Source organism: Elusimicrobium simillimum (genome assembly GCF_049639735.1).
In the GTDB taxonomy this organism is placed as follows: domain Bacteria; phylum Elusimicrobiota; class Elusimicrobia; order Elusimicrobiales; family Elusimicrobiaceae; genus Elusimicrobium; species Elusimicrobium simillimum.
The window spans coordinates 279,869-298,083 of sequence record NZ_JBEVVA010000003.1; the positions used below are offsets into that span (position 1 = coordinate 279,869).

16 protein-coding genes, 1 tRNA gene and 1 other RNA gene are annotated in these 18,215 nt (G+C 43.1%); 13 read left to right on the forward strand and 5 right to left on the reverse strand.

Annotation, left to right across the window (positions count from 1 at the left end; translation table 11 throughout):
* The gene (locus AAIR98_RS01975) at window positions 1–5,247 is read right to left on the reverse strand and encodes a hypothetical protein (RefSeq protein ID WP_423970573.1); all 5,247 of its coding nucleotides are present in this window, start codon (window positions 5,245–5,247) and stop codon (window positions 1–3) included.
* A 136-nt stretch (window positions 5,248–5,383) separates the two neighbouring features.
* On the opposite strand from AAIR98_RS01975, the gene AAIR98_RS01980 reads away from it, so the two are divergent.
* Genes AAIR98_RS01980 through AAIR98_RS01995 form a run of 4 tightly spaced genes read left to right on the forward strand, consistent with a single transcriptional unit; the run spans window position 5,384 to window position 8,329 of the window.
* Entirely contained in the window at window positions 5,384–6,478 is a 1,095-nt protein-coding gene (locus tag AAIR98_RS01980; protein WP_423970574.1) for an LptF/LptG family permease, read from the forward strand.
* Window positions 6,475–7,566, forward strand: a complete 1,092-nt coding sequence (locus AAIR98_RS01985) for an LptF/LptG family permease (protein ID WP_423970575.1) — start codon at window positions 6,475–6,477, stop codon at window positions 7,564–7,566. The genes AAIR98_RS01980 and AAIR98_RS01985 overlap by 4 nt, the downstream gene beginning before the upstream one ends.
* A 16-nt stretch (window positions 7,567–7,582) precedes the next feature.
* Entirely contained in the window at window positions 7,583–7,993 is a 411-nt protein-coding gene (locus AAIR98_RS01990) for an RDD family protein (protein WP_423970576.1), read from the forward strand.
* A 3-nt stretch (window positions 7,994–7,996) separates the two neighbouring features.
* On the forward strand, window positions 7,997–8,329 hold the full coding sequence (locus AAIR98_RS01995) for an ankyrin repeat domain-containing protein (RefSeq protein ID WP_423970577.1): 333 nt from the start codon (window positions 7,997–7,999) through the stop codon (window positions 8,327–8,329).
* Window positions 8,330–8,379: 50 nt separating this feature from the next.
* Here AAIR98_RS01995 and AAIR98_RS02000 read toward each other — a convergent pair whose 3' ends face one another.
* The 3 genes from AAIR98_RS02000 to ssrA form a co-directional block, all read right to left on the reverse strand.
* Window positions 8,380–8,736 (reverse strand): response regulator, encoded by a 357-nt coding sequence (locus AAIR98_RS02000; RefSeq protein ID WP_423970578.1) that lies wholly within the window; start codon window positions 8,734–8,736, stop codon window positions 8,380–8,382.
* Complete coding sequence (locus AAIR98_RS02005) at window positions 8,736–10,148, reverse strand: phosphoglucomutase/phosphomannomutase family protein (RefSeq protein ID WP_423970579.1); 1,413 nt, start codon at window positions 10,146–10,148, stop codon at window positions 8,736–8,738. Before AAIR98_RS02005 ends, AAIR98_RS02000 begins: the two co-directional genes overlap by 1 nt.
* A 262-nt stretch (window positions 10,149–10,410) precedes the next feature.
* Window positions 10,411–10,755: a transfer-messenger RNA gene (gene ssrA, locus AAIR98_RS02010) on the reverse strand.
* A 51-nt stretch (window positions 10,756–10,806) separates the two neighbouring features.
* Between ssrA and AAIR98_RS02015 the strand changes: the two genes are divergently transcribed.
* The 6 genes from AAIR98_RS02015 to AAIR98_RS02040 all read left to right on the forward strand — a co-directional run bounded on the left by AAIR98_RS02015 (window position 10,807) and on the right by AAIR98_RS02040 (window position 14,393).
* On the forward strand, window positions 10,807–11,217 hold the full coding sequence (locus tag AAIR98_RS02015; protein WP_423970580.1) for an NYN domain-containing protein: 411 nt from the start codon (window positions 10,807–10,809) through the stop codon (window positions 11,215–11,217).
* A 340-nt stretch (window positions 11,218–11,557) separates the two neighbouring features.
* Window positions 11,558–11,641: transfer RNA gene (locus tag AAIR98_RS02020), tRNA-Leu, on the forward strand.
* 22 nt (window positions 11,642–11,663) lie between these two features.
* Window positions 11,664–12,329 carry a phosphatidylserine decarboxylase gene (locus AAIR98_RS02025; protein WP_423970581.1) on the forward strand — a complete coding sequence of 222 codons (666 nt, stop codon included), beginning with the start codon at window positions 11,664–11,666 and terminating at the stop codon, window positions 12,327–12,329.
* A 93-nt stretch (window positions 12,330–12,422) separates the two neighbouring features.
* Window positions 12,423–13,202: a CDP-diacylglycerol--serine O-phosphatidyltransferase gene (gene pssA / locus AAIR98_RS02030; protein ID WP_423970582.1), complete on the forward strand. Its 780-nt coding sequence runs from the start codon at window positions 12,423–12,425 to the stop codon at window positions 13,200–13,202.
* 63 nt (window positions 13,203–13,265) lie between these two features.
* Window positions 13,266–13,994 carry a hypothetical protein gene (locus AAIR98_RS02035; protein WP_423970583.1) on the forward strand — a complete coding sequence of 243 codons (729 nt, stop codon included), beginning with the start codon at window positions 13,266–13,268 and terminating at the stop codon, window positions 13,992–13,994.
* A 9-nt stretch (window positions 13,995–14,003) separates the two neighbouring features.
* Window positions 14,004–14,393, forward strand: coding sequence for a hypothetical protein (locus tag AAIR98_RS02040; RefSeq protein ID WP_423970584.1), 390 nt, complete (start codon window positions 14,004–14,006; stop codon window positions 14,391–14,393).
* A 2-nt stretch (window positions 14,394–14,395) separates the two neighbouring features.
* Here the strand turns inward: AAIR98_RS02040 and AAIR98_RS02045 are convergent, their stop codons facing one another.
* A complete protein-coding gene (locus AAIR98_RS02045) occupies window positions 14,396–15,175 on the reverse strand; it encodes a metallophosphoesterase (RefSeq protein ID WP_423970585.1) in 780 nt (259 codons plus the stop codon).
* Window positions 15,176–15,366: 191 nt separating this feature from the next.
* On the opposite strand from AAIR98_RS02045, the gene AAIR98_RS02050 reads away from it, so the two are divergent.
* From AAIR98_RS02050 to AAIR98_RS02060, 3 genes are read left to right on the forward strand one after another with little or no spacing between them, the layout of a single operon-like run.
* The gene (locus AAIR98_RS02050; RefSeq protein ID WP_423970586.1) at window positions 15,367–15,975 is read left to right on the forward strand and encodes a TetR/AcrR family transcriptional regulator; all 609 of its coding nucleotides are present in this window, start codon (window positions 15,367–15,369) and stop codon (window positions 15,973–15,975) included.
* A gap of 1 nt (window position 15,976) precedes the next feature.
* Entirely contained in the window at window positions 15,977–17,326 is a 1,350-nt protein-coding gene (locus AAIR98_RS02055) for a TolC family protein (RefSeq protein WP_423970587.1), read from the forward strand.
* 1 nt (window position 17,327) lies between these two features.
* The gene (locus AAIR98_RS02060; RefSeq protein WP_423970588.1) at window positions 17,328–18,209 is read left to right on the forward strand and encodes an efflux RND transporter periplasmic adaptor subunit; all 882 of its coding nucleotides are present in this window, start codon (window positions 17,328–17,330) and stop codon (window positions 18,207–18,209) included.
* Window positions 18,210–18,215 lie beyond the last annotated feature (6 nt).

Sequence of the window (18,215 nt, forward strand, 5' to 3'; positions counted from 1 at the left end):
TTAAAATTGCAGCGTAACCATTGTGCCCAAGTTATAGCCCACATAACTTTCAGATTCTATATAAAGATGGTCCATAAGCTGTACGCCGCCGCTTACCGTTACGCGCAGGTTTTTGGAAAACTCGTAATCCAAGCTTGTGTTAAGGTCATAGTAGTCTTTATTTTCTAGTACCACTACGTCAGAACGGCGTTTAGTATAGCCAAGATTTGTGTTCCAGATAATACGGTTTGTGGTAGCGTAGTTACGGTTAACAAACGGCAGCCATATGCCGCCGGGCATACTAAAGTCTAAACGGCAGTTGATGCTGGGGTTGAGTTCTGTATATTCCTCGGAAACAATGCCCTGCCTTTGTGTTTTTCTGCTTTCCACATATATAACCTTTGGCGTTATTCTAAAGCGTTTTATGTAAAATGATGTCTGCGCGGAATATTCGTCATAAGTATTTTTTTCAAAAGATTCGTTGGTGTAAAGGTCTATGTTATTGCTGTTTTTATGTGAATATATAAGCGCGGTGTCAAAAATTTTGGCCAGCATAAAGCGCAGCTCTACGCCGTAGTTAACTTCTTTTTTATCGCTGGTGTCTATAATCTCGCTGTTAATTTGCGAGTATCGTACCTTCATGTTTACTGATGTCAGCCAGAATGTGCCGCTGTAAAACTTTTCCATTTCGCTTATAGTTATAACAGCGTCCGGTAAAGTGATAGAGTTGGATTTGGACTCTGTCCCCGTCTCCTCGCTGGTTTGGAAGGTTTGCGTAAAATTGTTAATAATAGACATTGTTTTTAACGGCGCCAGCCTGCCCTGCATAGAGTATTCTTTAAACGGGGACCATCTTTGCGAAGATGTCAGTGTATCTCTTAAAGTCATGTTGCGCCTGTAGGAGTATGGGTTGCTGGCGTCAAGGCTTTTTCTTATCCATAAAGAACCTTTGGAGTCATAAGAATCTTCCACGTTTACATAAGAGTCCGCGTCCTGTAATTTATAAGAGTTGGACAGCACCATAGTGCTGAGCAGTTTATTTTTGGGCAAGATGTCGCGCATGTTTAATGTAAGCGCTATGCCGCCGTCGGCGCTGCGGTTAATGTTTTTGATAGAGCCTATTTCAAATGTCTCGGTAACGCCGTTTGCGGTAAGCTGTGTCTGTGACAAATTGTTTGTTTCGGTTGTGTTTACGTTATAACTGAGCGCCGGCACAAGCCATTTGGTTATTCTCAGGTTTGCCGTAATGCCCGCCTGTTGCTGCATGCCTTTTGGGTAGCTGATAGAATCGTAAGAGCCGCCGCTGCGGTCCTCTTTAACCGTGGTTAAACTGTAGGTTGGCGTTATTGTGGAGCCTTGCCACGGCTCCATACTTAGCTTGGCGTTTAAACGCCTGGTTTGTTCCTGTGTGTCATAGTATAAGTCTGATGAATTTAGCACGCGGCCGCTGTAAGATATATCATTATTTGACAGCGCGTAGCCCGCCTGTACATCTCTAAAAAAGTTTCCTGCCGGCCGGTTGTGCTTAACGTTTGCGGAGTAAGTTTGCCTGTCGTCTTTACGTTCGGCCAACTCATAATCTGTTTTGTCAAAAGAGTATTCCATAGTAACTTGCGGCAGGTTCGGTTTTTGGAAATCCGCGCGGATAGAACCGTTTTTCTTATTAACAACACCTTGGTCTAATGTGCGGATAGTGTTTGTGTTTACTGTGTCTAACAAACTTACTGTCTCCACGGTGCTTTCTTTGTATGTGGCCTTAATGGGCAGATAATTTATTCTGGTTAAATTAAGGTAATAATCCATTGTTTCATTTTTCTGGTTTGTGGCCACGCTTACGGGGGTTTCAAATTTGTCATCAACATTTTTGTATGTCGCGCCGGCTTCGCCCCAGCCATTAAGCTGCATTTTAACGTCGCCGCGGTAAGCCGTGCCTTCCGCCACGCTTGATTCTGACATGTGCAGCTCGTTAAACCAAATTTCGCCCACAGCGCCTGAAGAACCCGTGCGTCTGATACCGGCCACAATTTTACTTATCTTTTGGTAGTTTACGCTTGCGGGGCTGATGGAGTCAAACACTTCAGTCACTGTTACTCCGGCGGTTATGGGCTCTAAAACATCGTTAATACTGTCGCCGTTGCTGTCTTTAAGCTTCAGTTTAATCAGGTTCCACTGGTTGGGGATAAGAGTGTCAAGCGGCACCTCAACCTGTTGGTAGTTTTGGTCTGTGCCAAGGCGCATAAAGAAAGAGCTTTCAGTGTCCGTACTTTTTGGGTATAGCAAGAAGCGCAGCTGCTTGTGGGTGGTAAAGTCCATAGAGCTAAAGTTTCTGTTAGCGTAAATCTCATTATCAACAATAGTGTCATATTTAAAATTTAAAGCTTGTTCAAAAATGTTTTTGTCTCTGCTTTCAGAGCGCAGTTCGTCTAAAGAGCCGTACAAGTCGCTAAATACGCGGCGGCCGTCGCCGGTGTGGTCGTCAAATATAGGCACGTAATCTGTATTGTCGGTTTTGTTGATAGGAGTGATTTGCGCGGTGTCGCTGTTTGGCGTCCACGCGCTGCCAGACACGCCCACGTTGGCAATTTTAATGCGGCCTTTAAGCGGGCCTGAGGCGGGTTTTTTTAAAGTGAGTCTTAAGTGTTTAACGGATGTCCACATAGCCTTGTCCGACACCGGGATATCTAGCGGCATTGTATATGTTTTCCATGAAGTGTTATCAAGCGTGTAGCCGTTGGTCATGTCGGGGATGGCGCGTGTGTTAAATGTTGTGTAACCAAAACTGCCGCCTATGCCTGTGTCGCCATGGTCAATGCGGCCGTTTCCGTCTAAATCCTGCGTGTCCACGCGGCCGTTGGGTTGGGACTCTTTATTAAACTCATTATTGGAAAAAGGGTCATAACGGTGCTGCGTGCCGTCGGGGTCAACAAATATCCAGCCGCGGTCTTCCTCGGCCGATACCGTGCCTCTGCAATATCTGTCTTCTGTTTTGGGCACAGGGCTGTAGGGGCTGCAGGTTATGGTAGAGTCACCGTTGCTGTTGTCGGAAATTTCGTCTATGTTGCCAAAGTGTACGTTGATATCAGGCCCGCCGGCGGCGCCTAAAGCGGTAAGCTCAAACATATTTTTTTCCGAAAGATCCACGCCTGTTTGGCTGAGCGGGAAAACTATAGACGTTTCGGACGATTTGGTAAAGTCATAATCAATAACTAAAACATTTTGTTTGTCTGACCCTGTGCTGGCGGAGTTAGGGTTAATTTCCAATGCGTGCAGTTCCTGCGTGTCCCAGCGTATAGAGCCCCAGTATGAGGGGCCCGCCAGCGGGTTGGACGCTATAAGCCAATCGCGAAACGCCATGCTGCCTGCCACCAATTGTTTGCTATCCTCAAAGTTCTCGATAATCGCGTAGCCGAACATATTTTTTTCTCTTACACTTCTTGCTACTTCGCCGGAGGCGGAGACTTTAAAGTCATCGGTTACGGAAATATTGTTGGCTTTAACGTCGGCCTCATATACGGTAAGGTTTTGTGAGAGCGCGTTAATGTTGGGCGCCCGGTTAGGTTCTGTGCCGCCCTCCTGCAGTACTGTGGCGCCAACGCCTATGTCATCGGTAAAATCATAGTCAAACCTGGCGCCAAGCAGGGTAACGTCGGAACTTTCGCCGCCGACAGTATCATAAGTAATGTCTATGGTGGAACTTTCCGTTACCGTGCCTTCTTTATAAAAAGTTAAAAAGCCTGAGGAGTAGTCAATGTAGTAGTCGTCGTTTCTTTTAAGCGTCATGCCGTTTACTTTAACTGTTTCAGACTGTACAACCATGTCAGCCTCAACAAAGTAAGATTTAATTTTAGAGTTAAGTTCCAGGCGGAAGCTTAAGTTACGTGTTGAGGTGGGGGTACTATTATAAACGCTTTGTTCCGTTAAACGGTTAATAAGCTGGAATGTGCCTCTTTCAAAATCCACGCCTATTGTAGTGGGGTATATTTGTGATTCCTGCTTGCTTATATTGTTGCCGTTAGCGTCCTGCAAAACTAGAGTGAAGTTACCGTTGCCGTCGTCACGGGTAATTTGCTGGCGGCCAATGTCGTACATGGTTTTGACTTCGGTTTCCACGCCGTTTACGCCGGATACCACCTTATCACCCTCTTTTTTAAGCGTTTTGTAAATAGGCTGCGCGCCGGGAATATCCTGCAGGCTTAACTGCTGGCCTATTGAGTTGGTGTAGTCTATTACAACGGTGTCACTCTCCGCCAAAGAAGATTTAAAAGAAATTGTGTTGGAAGAATAATCAACCGTATAGTCTGTGCCGCGGTTAAGCAGGCGGAATTTTCGGTCTGTTTTTACGTTGTGCGGGTCGGCAAAGTCGGCATAGGGCAGTGTTTCATAACTGTATTGGTTAGATGATTTGCCGTCGTCAATATAAATATATTCGGTATTTTTTGTTATTTGGTAGCGGAAAAAGTTGTAATTAGGGTCCGACGAGTCAAGCATATTGTTAACGTAATAATATTTACGGCGGATATAGTCAATATCACGGATTGTTACGGTTTCAAATACACTGCTGCCCTGGAATGTTTTGTTTTTGCTGGTACCTTTTGTTTTGCTGCCTATAAGGCGCAGGTTGGCCTTTTTGTGCTGCAAGTGCATTTTGGCGCCGAAAAGCTGCTTATTAAAAGAAATAAATTCTGTGGTGGGCAGCGAGAGCTGCACGTCGCCAAACTCCGCGCTTTGCACCAGCTCGCCCTCTTTGCCGCGGTACGCGACAGATATGTCCTGGCGTTCGCTGTCTTGGTTGTCATAGTCGATATCAACAAAAATTCTGTCTACTATTTTACCTTGCATTTTTATCTGCATTTGCTGTTCAAAGCTGGTATCGTTGTATGATTTTTTTTCCGTGCCGTTGTCTTCTTTATATCTTTTGCTGTCCATCTTAAGGCCGAACGTCTGCTTGCCGGTAAGAGAAATGCTGGTGCCATAAAGCGGCAAAGCCAGTGACGGGCGTAAGCTGGTTATGGACGGGGGGACGTCTTTGTCTAAAGGATTATCTCCGTCAATAGCACGCACGGCGTCGCGCCAGAACTGTTCGGAATATTCCATCAGTTGCGCGTCGCTGAGTTTCTCGGGCTGTGCGGGGTAGTCATCTTCGGGAATGGCTAAAATTTTATAGTCGTTTTCCTCTAAAATAGACAAGCCAAAATCATTGTCCGCAAATGCGGGCAATGACTGTAGCACAAGTCCCATACTAAGTACCAGGCTGATAATTCTTTTCATTTTTTGACAAATGTCCTAATTTATATAATATAAAATCATATAGAGAAATGGGGATTTTTGTCTTGTAACCATTTTTAGTGAGTAAAAACAGGCTAAAAACTATCCATACAGCGGTTAAAAAAGCTAAAATATAAAAATGCGTGTAAATATAATATCCAGATATACAATAACAAACCTGCTTACATTTTTTGGCGGGGCGCTTTTTGTACTGGTGTTTATATTTTTTATGATGCACTTTATAAAGTTGTTTAACCTGGCTATGTATTATGGGGCGGATATGACATGGGTGTTTAAAACCATGCTCAAATTAGTGCCGGACGTGTTTTCACTGTGCGCGCCTATGGCGTTTCAGCTGGGTATTTTGTTAAGCCTTGGCGCTATGAGTGAAAACGGCGAAATTATTGCGCTTCGCGCCGCGGGGTTTTCTTTTGGCGAGATTGTGCGCCCGCTGTTTGGTTTTGCCATACTTTTATGCGTAATAATTTTTTCTTTTACCAATTGGATTACGCCTAAAAACACAAAAGCGTTTTTGGACGAACGCAGTAATGTGCGCGGCCGCATAGGCAAAATAATTTTAGAACCCAAAACATTTATGGAAATAGGCGACTGGAGCCTGTACACAGAAGCGCTGGACGAAAAAACTAACACCATGTCCATGGTGTACCTGGTAAGTAAAGAGGCTAAAGACTCTGTAACTACCAAAATTAACGCTTTAAAGGGTAACGTGCATTTAGGTTCGGAATACCTTTCTTTAAAACTTGAAGACGGACAAATGCAAAGAGTATCGCCCGATAAGCCCGAACAGATAATAGCGGCCAATTTTAAAAACTATAGAGTGGTGTTCCCGTTGGTAAAACAGCATAACAGAAGGTTAAAAGTGGGCGAGTTTACCACCCCGCAAATACTAGCGCAAATAAACAAAAGCGAACTGGAGCCCACAACAAGAGCGGAGTATAAAACAGAGGTTGCAATGCGTCAGGTTATGGCAATGTCGCCTATAGTGCTTTTACTTTTAAGCTGCCCGCTGGTGTTTGGCCTTGGCAAAAAAACAAATAAGGCCTGGGGTATGCTGTGGAGTATAATTATAGTACTCTCATTTTATATGCTGCTTATGGGCGGCATAAGCTTGGGTAAAAAATATGAGATAGTGGCCTATATCGCGCCGCTGCTACCCATAGTTACCGGGCTTGGAGTATCAAGATATTTATGGAAGACAAGGCTTAAACGATGAACGTAAAAATAATTTACCGCTATATTGCTGGCAAGTTTTGGATGCCGTTCTTTTTTGCTATGGCCATGTTTTGTATTTTAGTTTTATTGGGCGATTTTTTTGAGAACGTTAAAATCATAACCAATGGTTATGCCTCGTTCAGGCTGATATTAAAATATTGTCTTTTAAATTTACCCGGCTGGCTTGGCATGCTGATACCTGTGGCGTGTTTGCTGGCGGCGTTATTTGTAATATCAGACTTAGTTGCCGGCGGCGAGTGGACGGCCTGCCTGGCCAGCGGCTACCGCCCGAGGCAGTTGTTTATGCCTATAATAGCGTGCGTACTTTTGGTAGTTGCCGTTAATAGCTGGCTGCAGGAATTTGTTTTCCCAAAAGTTAACCAGCGGGCAGAGGAAGTTTACCACAAAAGGCTGAAAGGCGAAAAAGATTTTAAGCCCGGCATTGAGCAGGATGTTACGCTGCGCATAGGCGACAGCGAAATGTTGTTTGCCGGCAAAATACAAAGCAATTCCATAGTAATAACAGACGTCAGTTTTGAAAAATATAATTCCGCCTGGGAAATAGAACGCCAGGTTGTCGCCAAAAGCATGGTGTGGGACGGCAACGTGGATAACTGGTATTTTTATAACGGCGTTGAACGCACTTTTGCCAACGGCATAGAGTTAAAAGAAACGCCTTTTGAAAAACTTCTCTCACCGCTTAAAATAGCGCCCGAAGACATAAGCGTGGGCAGCACCGAAGAAAAAACATACAGCATAAAACAACTGCTTAAAAAAATAGATTTTTTAAAACGCAGCGGCCTTGTATCCTACAAAGAAACTACAAATTTACATAATAAAATAGCCATGCCTTTTATGACGGTGCTTATGTGCCTGCTTGGCATGCCGTTTGCCATAACGGTACGCAAGAAAGGCAAGATTGTTAACATGATTGCGGCTATGGTAATGTCGTTCACATTCTGGTGGGTTATGACAATGGCCGTAACCGCCGGTGAAAACGGCGTGCTCAGCCCGGTTGTGGCCGGCTGGGGGATAGTTGTGCTATGTGCGGCGGCAGTTCTAATAGAATTTAGAATAATGAAAGTCTAATAATAAGGAGACAATTATGTTTGGAAAAAGAATGCTTGCGTATCTTATTGACAATATAATAGCGGCTTGTATTATTATGGCGGTAATGATTAGCTTGATATCCCGCATGAAGACTTCCTTTTCAATTCCGGGATGGGGCGGCTATATAGTGGGTGGCTGTATTAACGGTTTTATGTTCTTTATTTTTGATTATCTTATGGGCAGGAGCCCGGGCAAAAGGATTGTGGGTATTAAAATTATAAACCCGGACGGCACTAAACCTGACGCGTACATGTCTTTTATACGAGCTTTGGTTAAAGGCATAGCTATGCCATGGGGGGCGTTAACCTGTTTTTTCGCCGATACCAGACCCGCATTACATGATTTTTTCGGCGGGACGATAGTAGTAGCTAAAGATTTTGCGGTGCCTGTTTTTGAGACTGCATAAACTATGGCGGCCGCTGAAGAACAAGCACAGGCCGCGCCAAATACATTTTTTCAAACAACACCGCTGATGAACGCTGTTGTGCAAGGAAATGTCGAAGAAGTAAAAGAACTTTTATCTGAGGGGGCCGATGTTAACGCCGTTTACAGCGGCACGGGCGCCAGCGCGTTGTGGATAGCGGTGCGCGGCGGCAACAGAGAGCTTATAAATATTTTAGCCTCATTCCCGGGTGCTGATATTAACATTAAAAATAAAGATGGCGTTTCCGCCCTTATGCTGGCCGAGCAAAGCGGACTTATGGATGTGGTTGAGCTTTTAAAACAAAAAGGCGCAGTTTAAAAATATTATAAAAAAGGCCCCGCGAATTTTCGCGGGGCCTTTTGTTTTGTTTAAGAACGTAGTTTTTCAAGCGCCATAGTTAAGTCTTCGGTACCGAACGGTTTGTAGATTATGTCGTCCGCGCCAAGTTTTTGCGCTTCTTGAGTTATTGTCTTTTGGTTCATACCGGTAATGATGATAACTTTAATATCCGGGTGAAACTGCTTTAATGTGCGCAGCGTATCCAGCCCGTTTTCATTAGGAAAAAATATGTCCAAAAGTATAACGTCCACACTGTTTTTTTTAAGGTGCTCAAATAACTCTGCCGAGGTCGAAGCGTCAAACGTAACTTCATAATCAAAAGATTCCAGCGTGTTTCTTATGGCTGTACGCAGTATGTTGGAATCATCTAGAACAGCTATTTTCATTATTCCCTCCCTTTCATAAAAGGCAGCGCCAGTTTATACCCCAGGTCCAGCAGCGCCTTTGTGGTTTTTTTATCCGCCGTTTCGCCGTATACTCTAAGCACGGGTTCCGTGCCGGAGGGGCGGATTAATAACCATTCGTCACCCTCAAAAATTATTTTCAGGCCGTCTTGTGTGTAAATATCTGCCACTTTAAAATTAAGAATTTTCTTGGGCAGCTTCTTTTTAAGCTTATCTGTAAGATAAGACTTTTCCACCGGTTTTGCAAGGTGGTAATCGTTACGCAGGTAAGCGCTGGCGCCGTACTTCTTTTCAACATCTGCCACAAGCTCGCTTGCTTTTTTACCTGTGGATGCCATAATTTCTAAAAACGCCATGGCTACCAAAAGGCCGTCACGGTCAGGCACATTGCCTTTCCACGCGTACCCGCCGGATTCTTCCACGCCAAAGGCCACGTCTTCAAGGGCCATTTTTTCAGCCACGTGTTTAAAGCCTATGTTTACTTCTTCAAACGGCATATTGTTTTCACGCGCTATGCGTTTAAGCATATATCCCATAGAAAATGTTTGTACTACGCTGCCTTTAAGTTTTTTTGTTTTAAGCAAATTATCAAGCAGTACGGCAGACAAATGTTCCGGCGTAAGATAGACGCCCTTTTCGTCAATAATTGTAACTCTGTCGCCGTCGCCGTCAAACGCTACGCCAAGTACCGCTTTGTTTTTAACCACGGTTTCCTGCAGTAAATGCAGGTTGGCCTCTACAGGCTCGGGCTGTATACCCTTAAAAGACGGATCATGCTCGTCTCTTATTGCAATTACTTTGTTTTTAGGCAAAACTTCAGAGAAGAACCCGGCGGAACTGCCGTACATATAGTCCACCACTATGGCGCCTTTTATGGTTTCTATTTTCTTTACATTTGTTTTAGATTTTAAATATTTAAAGTAAACATCCGTCATGCTTTTTTGCGGCGCTTTTTGGCCGTGTAGGTAAAGTATGGAAGACTCGTCTATATACTGTTCAATTTCTTTGGTTACCCTGGCGCTGGCGCTGCCGCCGTCAATTTTTATTTTAACGCCGTTCCATTCCGGCTTGTTATGGCTGGCGGTTACCATGATGCCCATCCAAAATTTCATCATGCTCAGGCAGCTTATTACAGGTGTGGACACGGGTTCTGAAAGTAATGTAACGTCAACTTTGTTGGAACGTAAAATAGCGGCGATATCGGCGGCAAATTTGTCTGATAAAAACCTGCGGTCATAACCTACAACCACTGTTGACCTGCCGTCGTCAAGCGTAGGGGCGTTTTCGTTAACATAATCAGCTATAGCTTGTGCCATGCGGCGCACGTTTTCAAAAGTAAAATCCCAGGCTATTACGCCTCTCCAGCCGTCTGTACCAAATTTAATGTCTGCCATAAACTCTCTCCTGTGCCAAAACATCATGATAAACAAATAAATATTATTTTGCAAGTATTTAACTTGCCTAACTTTAAAAAAATATCTGTACGGGGAAATAAAACGGCGGGGCTTTTGGCCAGCAAGGCATGCGGTTTGGCAAAGGGGTTTGAGTGGATTTTTTGTTTTTCTGTTGCGAGGTATACTTACAGCGTAACGCGCGCAGCGCGTATGGTATCCGAGCATAAGGAAAAACAAAAAAGCCGCCAAACACCGAAGCCAAAAGTGGAGGTGGGGGGATTCGCACCCCCGTCCAAGCATAATTAAGTTACAGCTACTACAGGTTTAGTTACGGTTGTTAACAAAACCCATGGCCCGTAACCGCCGGAGTTTTGTTTGTTTCGTTGATCTTAGGCAGATAAGGACGAAACTCGCCCTATATGCAGCATCCCGCTGTGTTGACCATATTCCCCGCTACGCGGGCTTAACAAGGATATGGTGATTACGCGTGTGCGTATTCGAATGTCGGTTGATTGCCGATTATTTTTTTTAGCCCTGTTTTAACTGGCCTGGCCAACCAGTACCTGCAACTGTAAGCTACTTACACCTGTCGAAACTTGTCACCCCCGTTAAACCCGGGTACAACAACGTACAGGGATAATATTGTATCATTTTTAATATGTATATTAGTAGAAAAGCGATTATTTATATTATAGACGGACATAACTTTGTACGCAGCTGCCTTAATGCAGAACCAGCCAATGAAGAAGCCGTTACAAAAGAATTTTTAAATTGGTTGGAAGAACTTTCTGATACAGAAATTTATTATGATTCTTTTTTTAGGGTAATATTTGACGGTTCCTACAGGCCTGTTGGCGCAACCGCGCGCCGCGCTTTAAAAGTAACTTTTGCCGAAAGCGAAACAGCCGATAACCTTATATATGAGCAAGCGTACTATTTATATAACCGGGGCGAAAGAGTTGTTGTAGTTACCTCTGACCGCGGGCTGCAAAGCGACGTGCGCGAGCACGGTATTAAGACAATGTTTTGCCAAAAGTTTTTTGACAAAGCCTCTAAGGTTTTACCTTAGAGGCCACTTCTTTTTTTGCTTCGCTGTCCTTGCAGGACGGCTTTTGCTTCGCATCTTCCAGGTGGCGCTCTCTGCGCTCGCTTGAGTTTCAATAAGCGGAATAAAATTTCTTCGGCTTTTGGCGGCTTTTGAATTTTTATATTTTCACCACACCCACCGTGTTGCCCGCACCAAGTGTGCCGAAAACAAAAATAAACGAAAACCACTCAAAATCCTGTGAAATTCACTGATACAACGGCACTTATAACAGCATAAAACAGATTAATTTACTTCTGAGAAATTTAAACATAAACGTATTAATTCACAAAAATAAATTATTTTTTGCTAAAATATCTTTGTTGGGCTGGTGGCGGAATTGGTAGACGCGACAGACTTAAAATCTGTTGATCGCAAGGTCGTGGGGGTTCGAGTCCCCCCCTGCCCACATTTATTTAAAGGGTAAAAAAATGATAGAAGATATCAAAAAAACATTAGGACATGTTTTTGGCTGGATACCCACAGTGCTGCAAGAGGGGGTTCTCCTTTCTTTAGGCGTGGCAGTTGTGGCGGTCATTTTGGGGTGGTTTTGCTGGACGCTGGGTTTTATAGGTTTATGTCTTGCCGCTTTTTGCGCTTTCTTTTTCAGAAATCCTACAAGAAATACAGTTTTTGCCGATGATGAAATAGCCTGCCCGGCCGACGGCCAGGTGCTTTCTATTAAAACAGAAGACAACCCCGACACTATAGTAATACGTATCTTTTTATCCGTTTTTAACGTTCACGTGCAGCGCGCCACAATGACGGGCACTATAGAAGATGTTATATATACCCCCGGCAAATTTGCTTTTGCCAATAATGATGACGCTAAAAATAACGAACGCAACCTTATTAAACTTTCAAGAAATTTTAAATATGCCCACCTTGAGCAGATTACAGGCGCCATAGCCAGGCGTATTAAATGCTACGTAAAAGCGGGCGAAGATGTTAAAATAGGCCAGTTGGTAGGCCTTATAAGATTTGGCTCACAGGTGGCGGTGTATTTGCCTAAGGACGCTGTAAGAATAGTTGTAAAAGAAGGGCAAAAAGTTGAAGGCGGCAACACTGTTCTCGCTATTTGGCACAAGGCCCCGTAAAAAATACATTTTTAATTAAAGCCGCCAATGTACCATAGTGTATTTGGCGGCTTTATTTCTAGAGCCTGATAACAGACTTTAAAGAGAGTATATATGAAAGAAACAACAACATTACAAAAATTAAGACACAGAAGCGCGATGGCGGTGCCGTCATTATTTACCATAGGTAATTTGGCTTGCGGGTTTTTCTCGATAATGGCCTCATTTCAAGGTAATTTTTATAAGGCCGGCTGGCTTATTTTTGTGGGCATGTTTTTGGACGGCATTGACGGTAAAGTGGCAAGATACCTTAAGGCGGAAAGTGACTTTGGTATAGAAATGGACTCTTTGGCTGACCTTATAACGTTTTGCGCGGCGCCGGCTTTTTTAGTTTATTTTATGGCTTTGGCCCATACCCCGGTGGTAGGTTCGGCCATAGCTTTTATTTATGTGCTTTGCGGCGCTTTAAGGCTGGCTAAATTTAACGCCATGGCGCATGCGGGCACAGGTTCTAAACAGTATTTTTCAGGTTTGCCCACACCAGCGGCGGCGGCGGTATTGGCGGCGTTTGCTATTTCATACACAATATTTGCCGATGTCAGCGCAAAAGGGCAAAACTTACCTTATTTTAACGCTATACTCCCGCACTTTTATAATATGTTGGCCTTTGTAGTTGTGGGGCTTGCGGTGCTGATGGTTTCCAACATCCCGTACGCGGCGTTTAAAGATAAAAAAGAAAGAAAGAAAAGAAGCGTTTTCTTTATTATATTTATAGCGATAATTATATATTTGCTTATTAAATACCCGCAAAACGTGGTGCTACTTGTGTTTAGCGCGTATGTATTGATGGGGTTATTTGCGGTGCTGTTCAGGGCTTTTAAAAATTTGAAATAAGTTAATACAAATTAAAAAGCCTTGGCCAAAAACCAAGGCTTTTTTGTATTCAGAGGTAATAAAATGCTTGAAAAAATAATGTTGATAGGTTTTCCTATTGCGGTCGCCTTTTTTGCTTTGGGGATAATGAATGTTGAGACCAATAAGACAATAGGCGTTATTGGGTTTATTGGTTTTGCCGGCACGGTTATAACTATACTTTTTTTAGGTTTTATAGGTATAAAAATAATTTTTAAAAAGAGAATTAAGCACGCAGCCATGGTTTTGAATAATACCTTCCCGGGCATTTACATTGACGAGACGGGCATTGAAAGTAAAGAATATTGGGGGCTGCCGTATCCTGAGTATGAAATAGAATCTTCTTTAATAATTCCGTATCAGGACAGCAGGGCTGTTACAAGTTTTATTTCCCATTCTGAAAGATACGGCGGTAAGACAAGAAGAACATATATGTGCCAAACTCTTTACAAAATGCAGCAGCGTAAATTGCCGGAGTTTAAATATGATAAAAACTTTGGTAAGCCGGCGGATTTTACCCAAATTGTTTTACCCGAACAAAGTGTTATAACCGGGCGTAATTTATATGTAAAAAAACCGGAAGATGCCGCCAGTTTTTTTAATAACGGGTTTAGCGGGTTTATTATTGAAAACAATTATAATTCTTTTAATATTTCCTATATGGACGGGCGTATTGTAATAGAAGATAACAGCAGGCGCGGTATGCCTAAGGATATGTTGGCGTACACAGCGGACTGTATGAAAATAATTGAATATCTTTACTCAAAAAACTAGAGGTAAAATATGGGATTTATATTTTTTATTTTGGTGTTTATATCTATAGCGGTTTTTATTGTTTTATTACAGAAAAAAGTAGAACAGATAAGAGCGGGCTTGAAAAAATCTCCACAGGATATTGAGCGTGAGATTAAAGACAAAGGTTACGTAGAAGTTGAAAGTGTGGAAGACCGTTTGCATAATGTTTCTATGCAAATGAGAAATGAACTGCCGCAAATGCGTAAGGCTTTGCTGCCTTATTTTTTAGGACTGGTTTTTATAGTTCTTTGCGGCGTTGTGGTGTTTTTCTTGTTTCCCGGCGCGGGCGCAAGGCAATATTTAGAAGCGGCTTATTTTGGAGTTGCACTTATAGTTGTTTGGGTAATACTTGCAAAAATTTATAAGGCATTAAAGTAGACTTAGGAAAGGGTTACTATTTCCATATTATTATTTTCTATTTTTAAGTATTGTATAAGGCGGTGCATGCCTACGTCGGTGGCAATAATATTTTTGTCGGCGTTTATAACAACTTCGTCCACCATAGTGTGCCCGACAACCTGCTTAAGCGGGCTGCGCGGGAAAGACAGGTAAAGGTCCTGCAAATCTTCCCAAAAAATACCGCCGTATTTATCGCGGCCGCCGCGTGATATGCTGATATTGAAAATAGGGTGTTTGTAAAAACCGTGTTTTACGCAATTTGTAAAAATACTATTAATAAGCGTTGCTACTTTAGCCTCTGAAAGAGCGCCAAGCTGCATTTTGAAAACATTTAGAAGTTTGCCGCATACGCCGGCGTGGGTAAAAAGAAGGCCGTGTTTATGATAGGCCGCTTTAAATTTGCCGTTTAGGACACATTTTATAAGGTCTTCCTGGTAATGTTGCGCGGCGGTTCTGCCCAGTTCTGATATTACAAAGTTACCCATAATAAGCTCCAGTTCGTGGTTGCCTATAATGCGCACCACCTCCCCGCCGGCGAGCGCCGCCTGGCCTTGAAGCGCGTCCGTCAGCTGGTAAACTTGGTCTGACTGCGGGCCTTTGTCAATAAGGTCGCCCATTTGTATAAGGGTGGACGCGCCGCCGCACCAACGCAGTTTCGCGTCAATAAGTTCGGCGGAACGCAGTATGAGCACAAGCTCGTCATAGTGCCCGTGCACGTCGCCAACAATAATAGTGCTTTTATTAATATTCTTTACCATCATACGCGTACCAGTACAAAAGATAGATTAGCATATTTGTAAAATTGGGGCTGTACAAAGTTTTTGGTTTTTGTTATAATATTTTTACCGACCGGTAAGTAGATGTTATACTGCCGGGTAGTAAAAAAACAGATTTTCAGAAGGTAGTTTTAATTACTGTTTGTTGCTAATATGGTTTTAATTAAAGGTAAAATATGACAAAAAAAATATCCAGAGAGCAAAAAATGCGTTCCCGCATTATACACAAAGCGTTTAATCTTATGAGTAAAAAAGGGATTAACCAGGTGTCTATGCGTGAAATAGCTGAGGAAATTGGCGTAAGCAAACCTGTTCTCTATTACTATTTTAAAAATAAAGAAGATCTTTGCCATAGTATTATAATGGAGGGGGTGTCCGGCTTTAATAAGGCTATAGAGGTGGCTTATAACAGCGGTGCTTCTTTGCAGGATTTATTATCGATGGCGTTTGTTAACCAGCTGGAATTTTTTACTAAAGATAAAAAAATGTACGCGTTCATTCTTCATCTTATGAGCTACTCTTTTAATGATAAAAAAGGCAGCAAAACATTTTTGGAAGCGCGTATGAAAAAACGCTGCATTTGGGAAACTTTTTTAGCGCAGCAGGAAAAAATAGGCGCGGTACCCCGCGGCAGCGGCGAGGACTTGTCGCATTTGTTAGGGGCGCTGTCCGCGCATTTACTTTTAAACGCGCACAACAGCGAGTTTACATTTGATAAAACCATGCCTGCAAGATTTACTAAAATAATTCTTTTAGGCTTAAAGGAATATTATAAGGATAAATAAGATGAAAAAGATAATTATAGCAAGTACATTAATGGTACTGGCCTGCAGTGTTTTTGCTTTGCAAAACGCTGAAGAGCTGTTTGTTCCGTCTAAACATGCGGAGCAGGGCACCCCCATTACCATAGAAGAAGCCGTGCAAATAGCGCTTGATAATAACACAACTATCAAAGACGCTGTGAAGAACCGTGATATTTACCGCGCGCAGGTAAAAGAGTTCAGGTCCTATATGTTCCCCACATTAAGTGTAAGCGGCACATATACATATAATAATGAAAGGCAAGCCGCGTTTTTTAACGGCGCCAAAATGGAAATGGGTTCAGACAATTCTTTAGCCGTAGGGGCAGACGCAAACTGGGTTCTGTGGTCCGGGGGGAAGATAAGGTCAGGTTACACAATAGCTAAAAAGACGGAAGCGTCCGCTGAGTTTAGCTTGCAAAGTGTGCGTGACCAGATAGAAAAAGAAGTAACAAGCATGTGTTACGCTATTATCCTGTCTAACGCTGTGGCCAGAGTGCAGCAGGGGCACTTGGATATTGCTAACCAGACATTAAAAGAAATGAAGCTTAAATATGACCAGGGCTTATCAAGCAATTTGGACCTTCTTTCACAGGAAGTTACAGTTGCTAACATTGAGCCTTTGGTCATACAGGCCCACAATACCTTTGAAGTGGGTAACCTGCAGCTTAAAAAACTTTTAAATAAAGACCCGGAAGACGAGGTGTATTTGGCGTGGGACGTAGCTATGGATGTGCCTGAAGTAAAAGACCTGGCGCAGCTTTATGACCTGGCCGCCGAAAGCAGGCCGGACCTTAGAGCGGCGGCGTTAAGAGTGGAGATAACCAAAAAAGATATTACTTTGGCCAGATCTGAACACTTCCCGCAGCTTATAGCGTTTGCCAATAAGTATTATAACGGGCAGAGCGACGGCGTATGGCCGGATAATACGGAGAATTACTGGTCATCTGCTTTTGGGCTTAAAATGAATTTCCCGCTGTTTGAGGGTTTTAGGGTTAACTCTGTAGTACAACAGAAAAAGCTTGCCTACGAACAAGCGCAGCAGGACTATGATTACATGAAGAGAGAGGTGCGTATCAGCATTAAAAGCGCCTGGCTTAACTTTGGCGAAGCCAAAAAAAGAATGGCCAGCGGCGATACTGTTATAAAACAATCTAAGCAGAATTTAGACTCTATGACCAAGAGATACCGCGCGGGGCTTGCCAGCAGGCTGGAACTTGACGACGCGGTGGTAGCTCTTACAAATGCCCAGCTGCAGTATGTGCAGGCGGTGCATGACGCGTTTAACGCGCTGGCGGATTTAAGATTTTCAGTAGGGTACGAGGTGAAAATATAATATGAAGAAAATACTAATAATAGGATCAATAATAGTTGTCGCCGGTATAATATTTTTCGCGACAAGAAATAGCTCCAAAGAGGTCTCCTCTGTGGAAAAGGACCGTTTTACAGTTGTATTAGAACAAGTGCAAAAACGTAATCTTAAGAACGAGCTTCTCATCTCGGGCAGCATAAAAGCGCTTGAGGAAGCCACGCTTTTCCCCCGTGTAGAGGGCAAGCTGCTCAGGAACGTTCTTAAAGAAGGTTCTGCCGTTAAAAGGGGTGAAACAGTTTCTTTAATAGAACGCGACGAAGTAGGCGCCGTTTATGAGGCCGCCGCCGTGCCGTCCACAATTACGGGTGTGGTGGGCAGAGTATATTTGGATTCCGGCGCTAACGTTACGCGTAATACTGCAATTGCTTTTATTGTTAACCAGACAAAAGTCAGAGTGCTTTTAGATATACCTGAAAGATATATTGGCAAAATTTATAAAGGCCAGTCCGCTTCTTTTACCGTAGAATCTTTGGAAAATGAAAGATTTGAGGGTAAAATAAATATTATCAGCCCCGTGGTTGACACAGCCAGCCGCAGCGTACTTGTTGAGCTTTTGGCAGATAACCCCAAAGGCATGTTAAAATCCGGTATGTTCGCAAAGGTAGATATTGTGCTTGATGAAAAGAAAGACGCTCTTTCTATACAGAAATCCAGCGTTTATACTGATGATTCAGGCAAAACATATGTTTTTGTGCCCGTCAATGATTTCGCCATGAGAAAAGACGTTGAAACCGGTTTTCAAAACGGTGAATATCTTGAAATTAAAAAAGGTATTAAAGAAGGCGATGATATTATAACATTCGTTTTCGGCATTAAAGACGGCAGCAAAATAACGGTATCAAAATAAACGGTA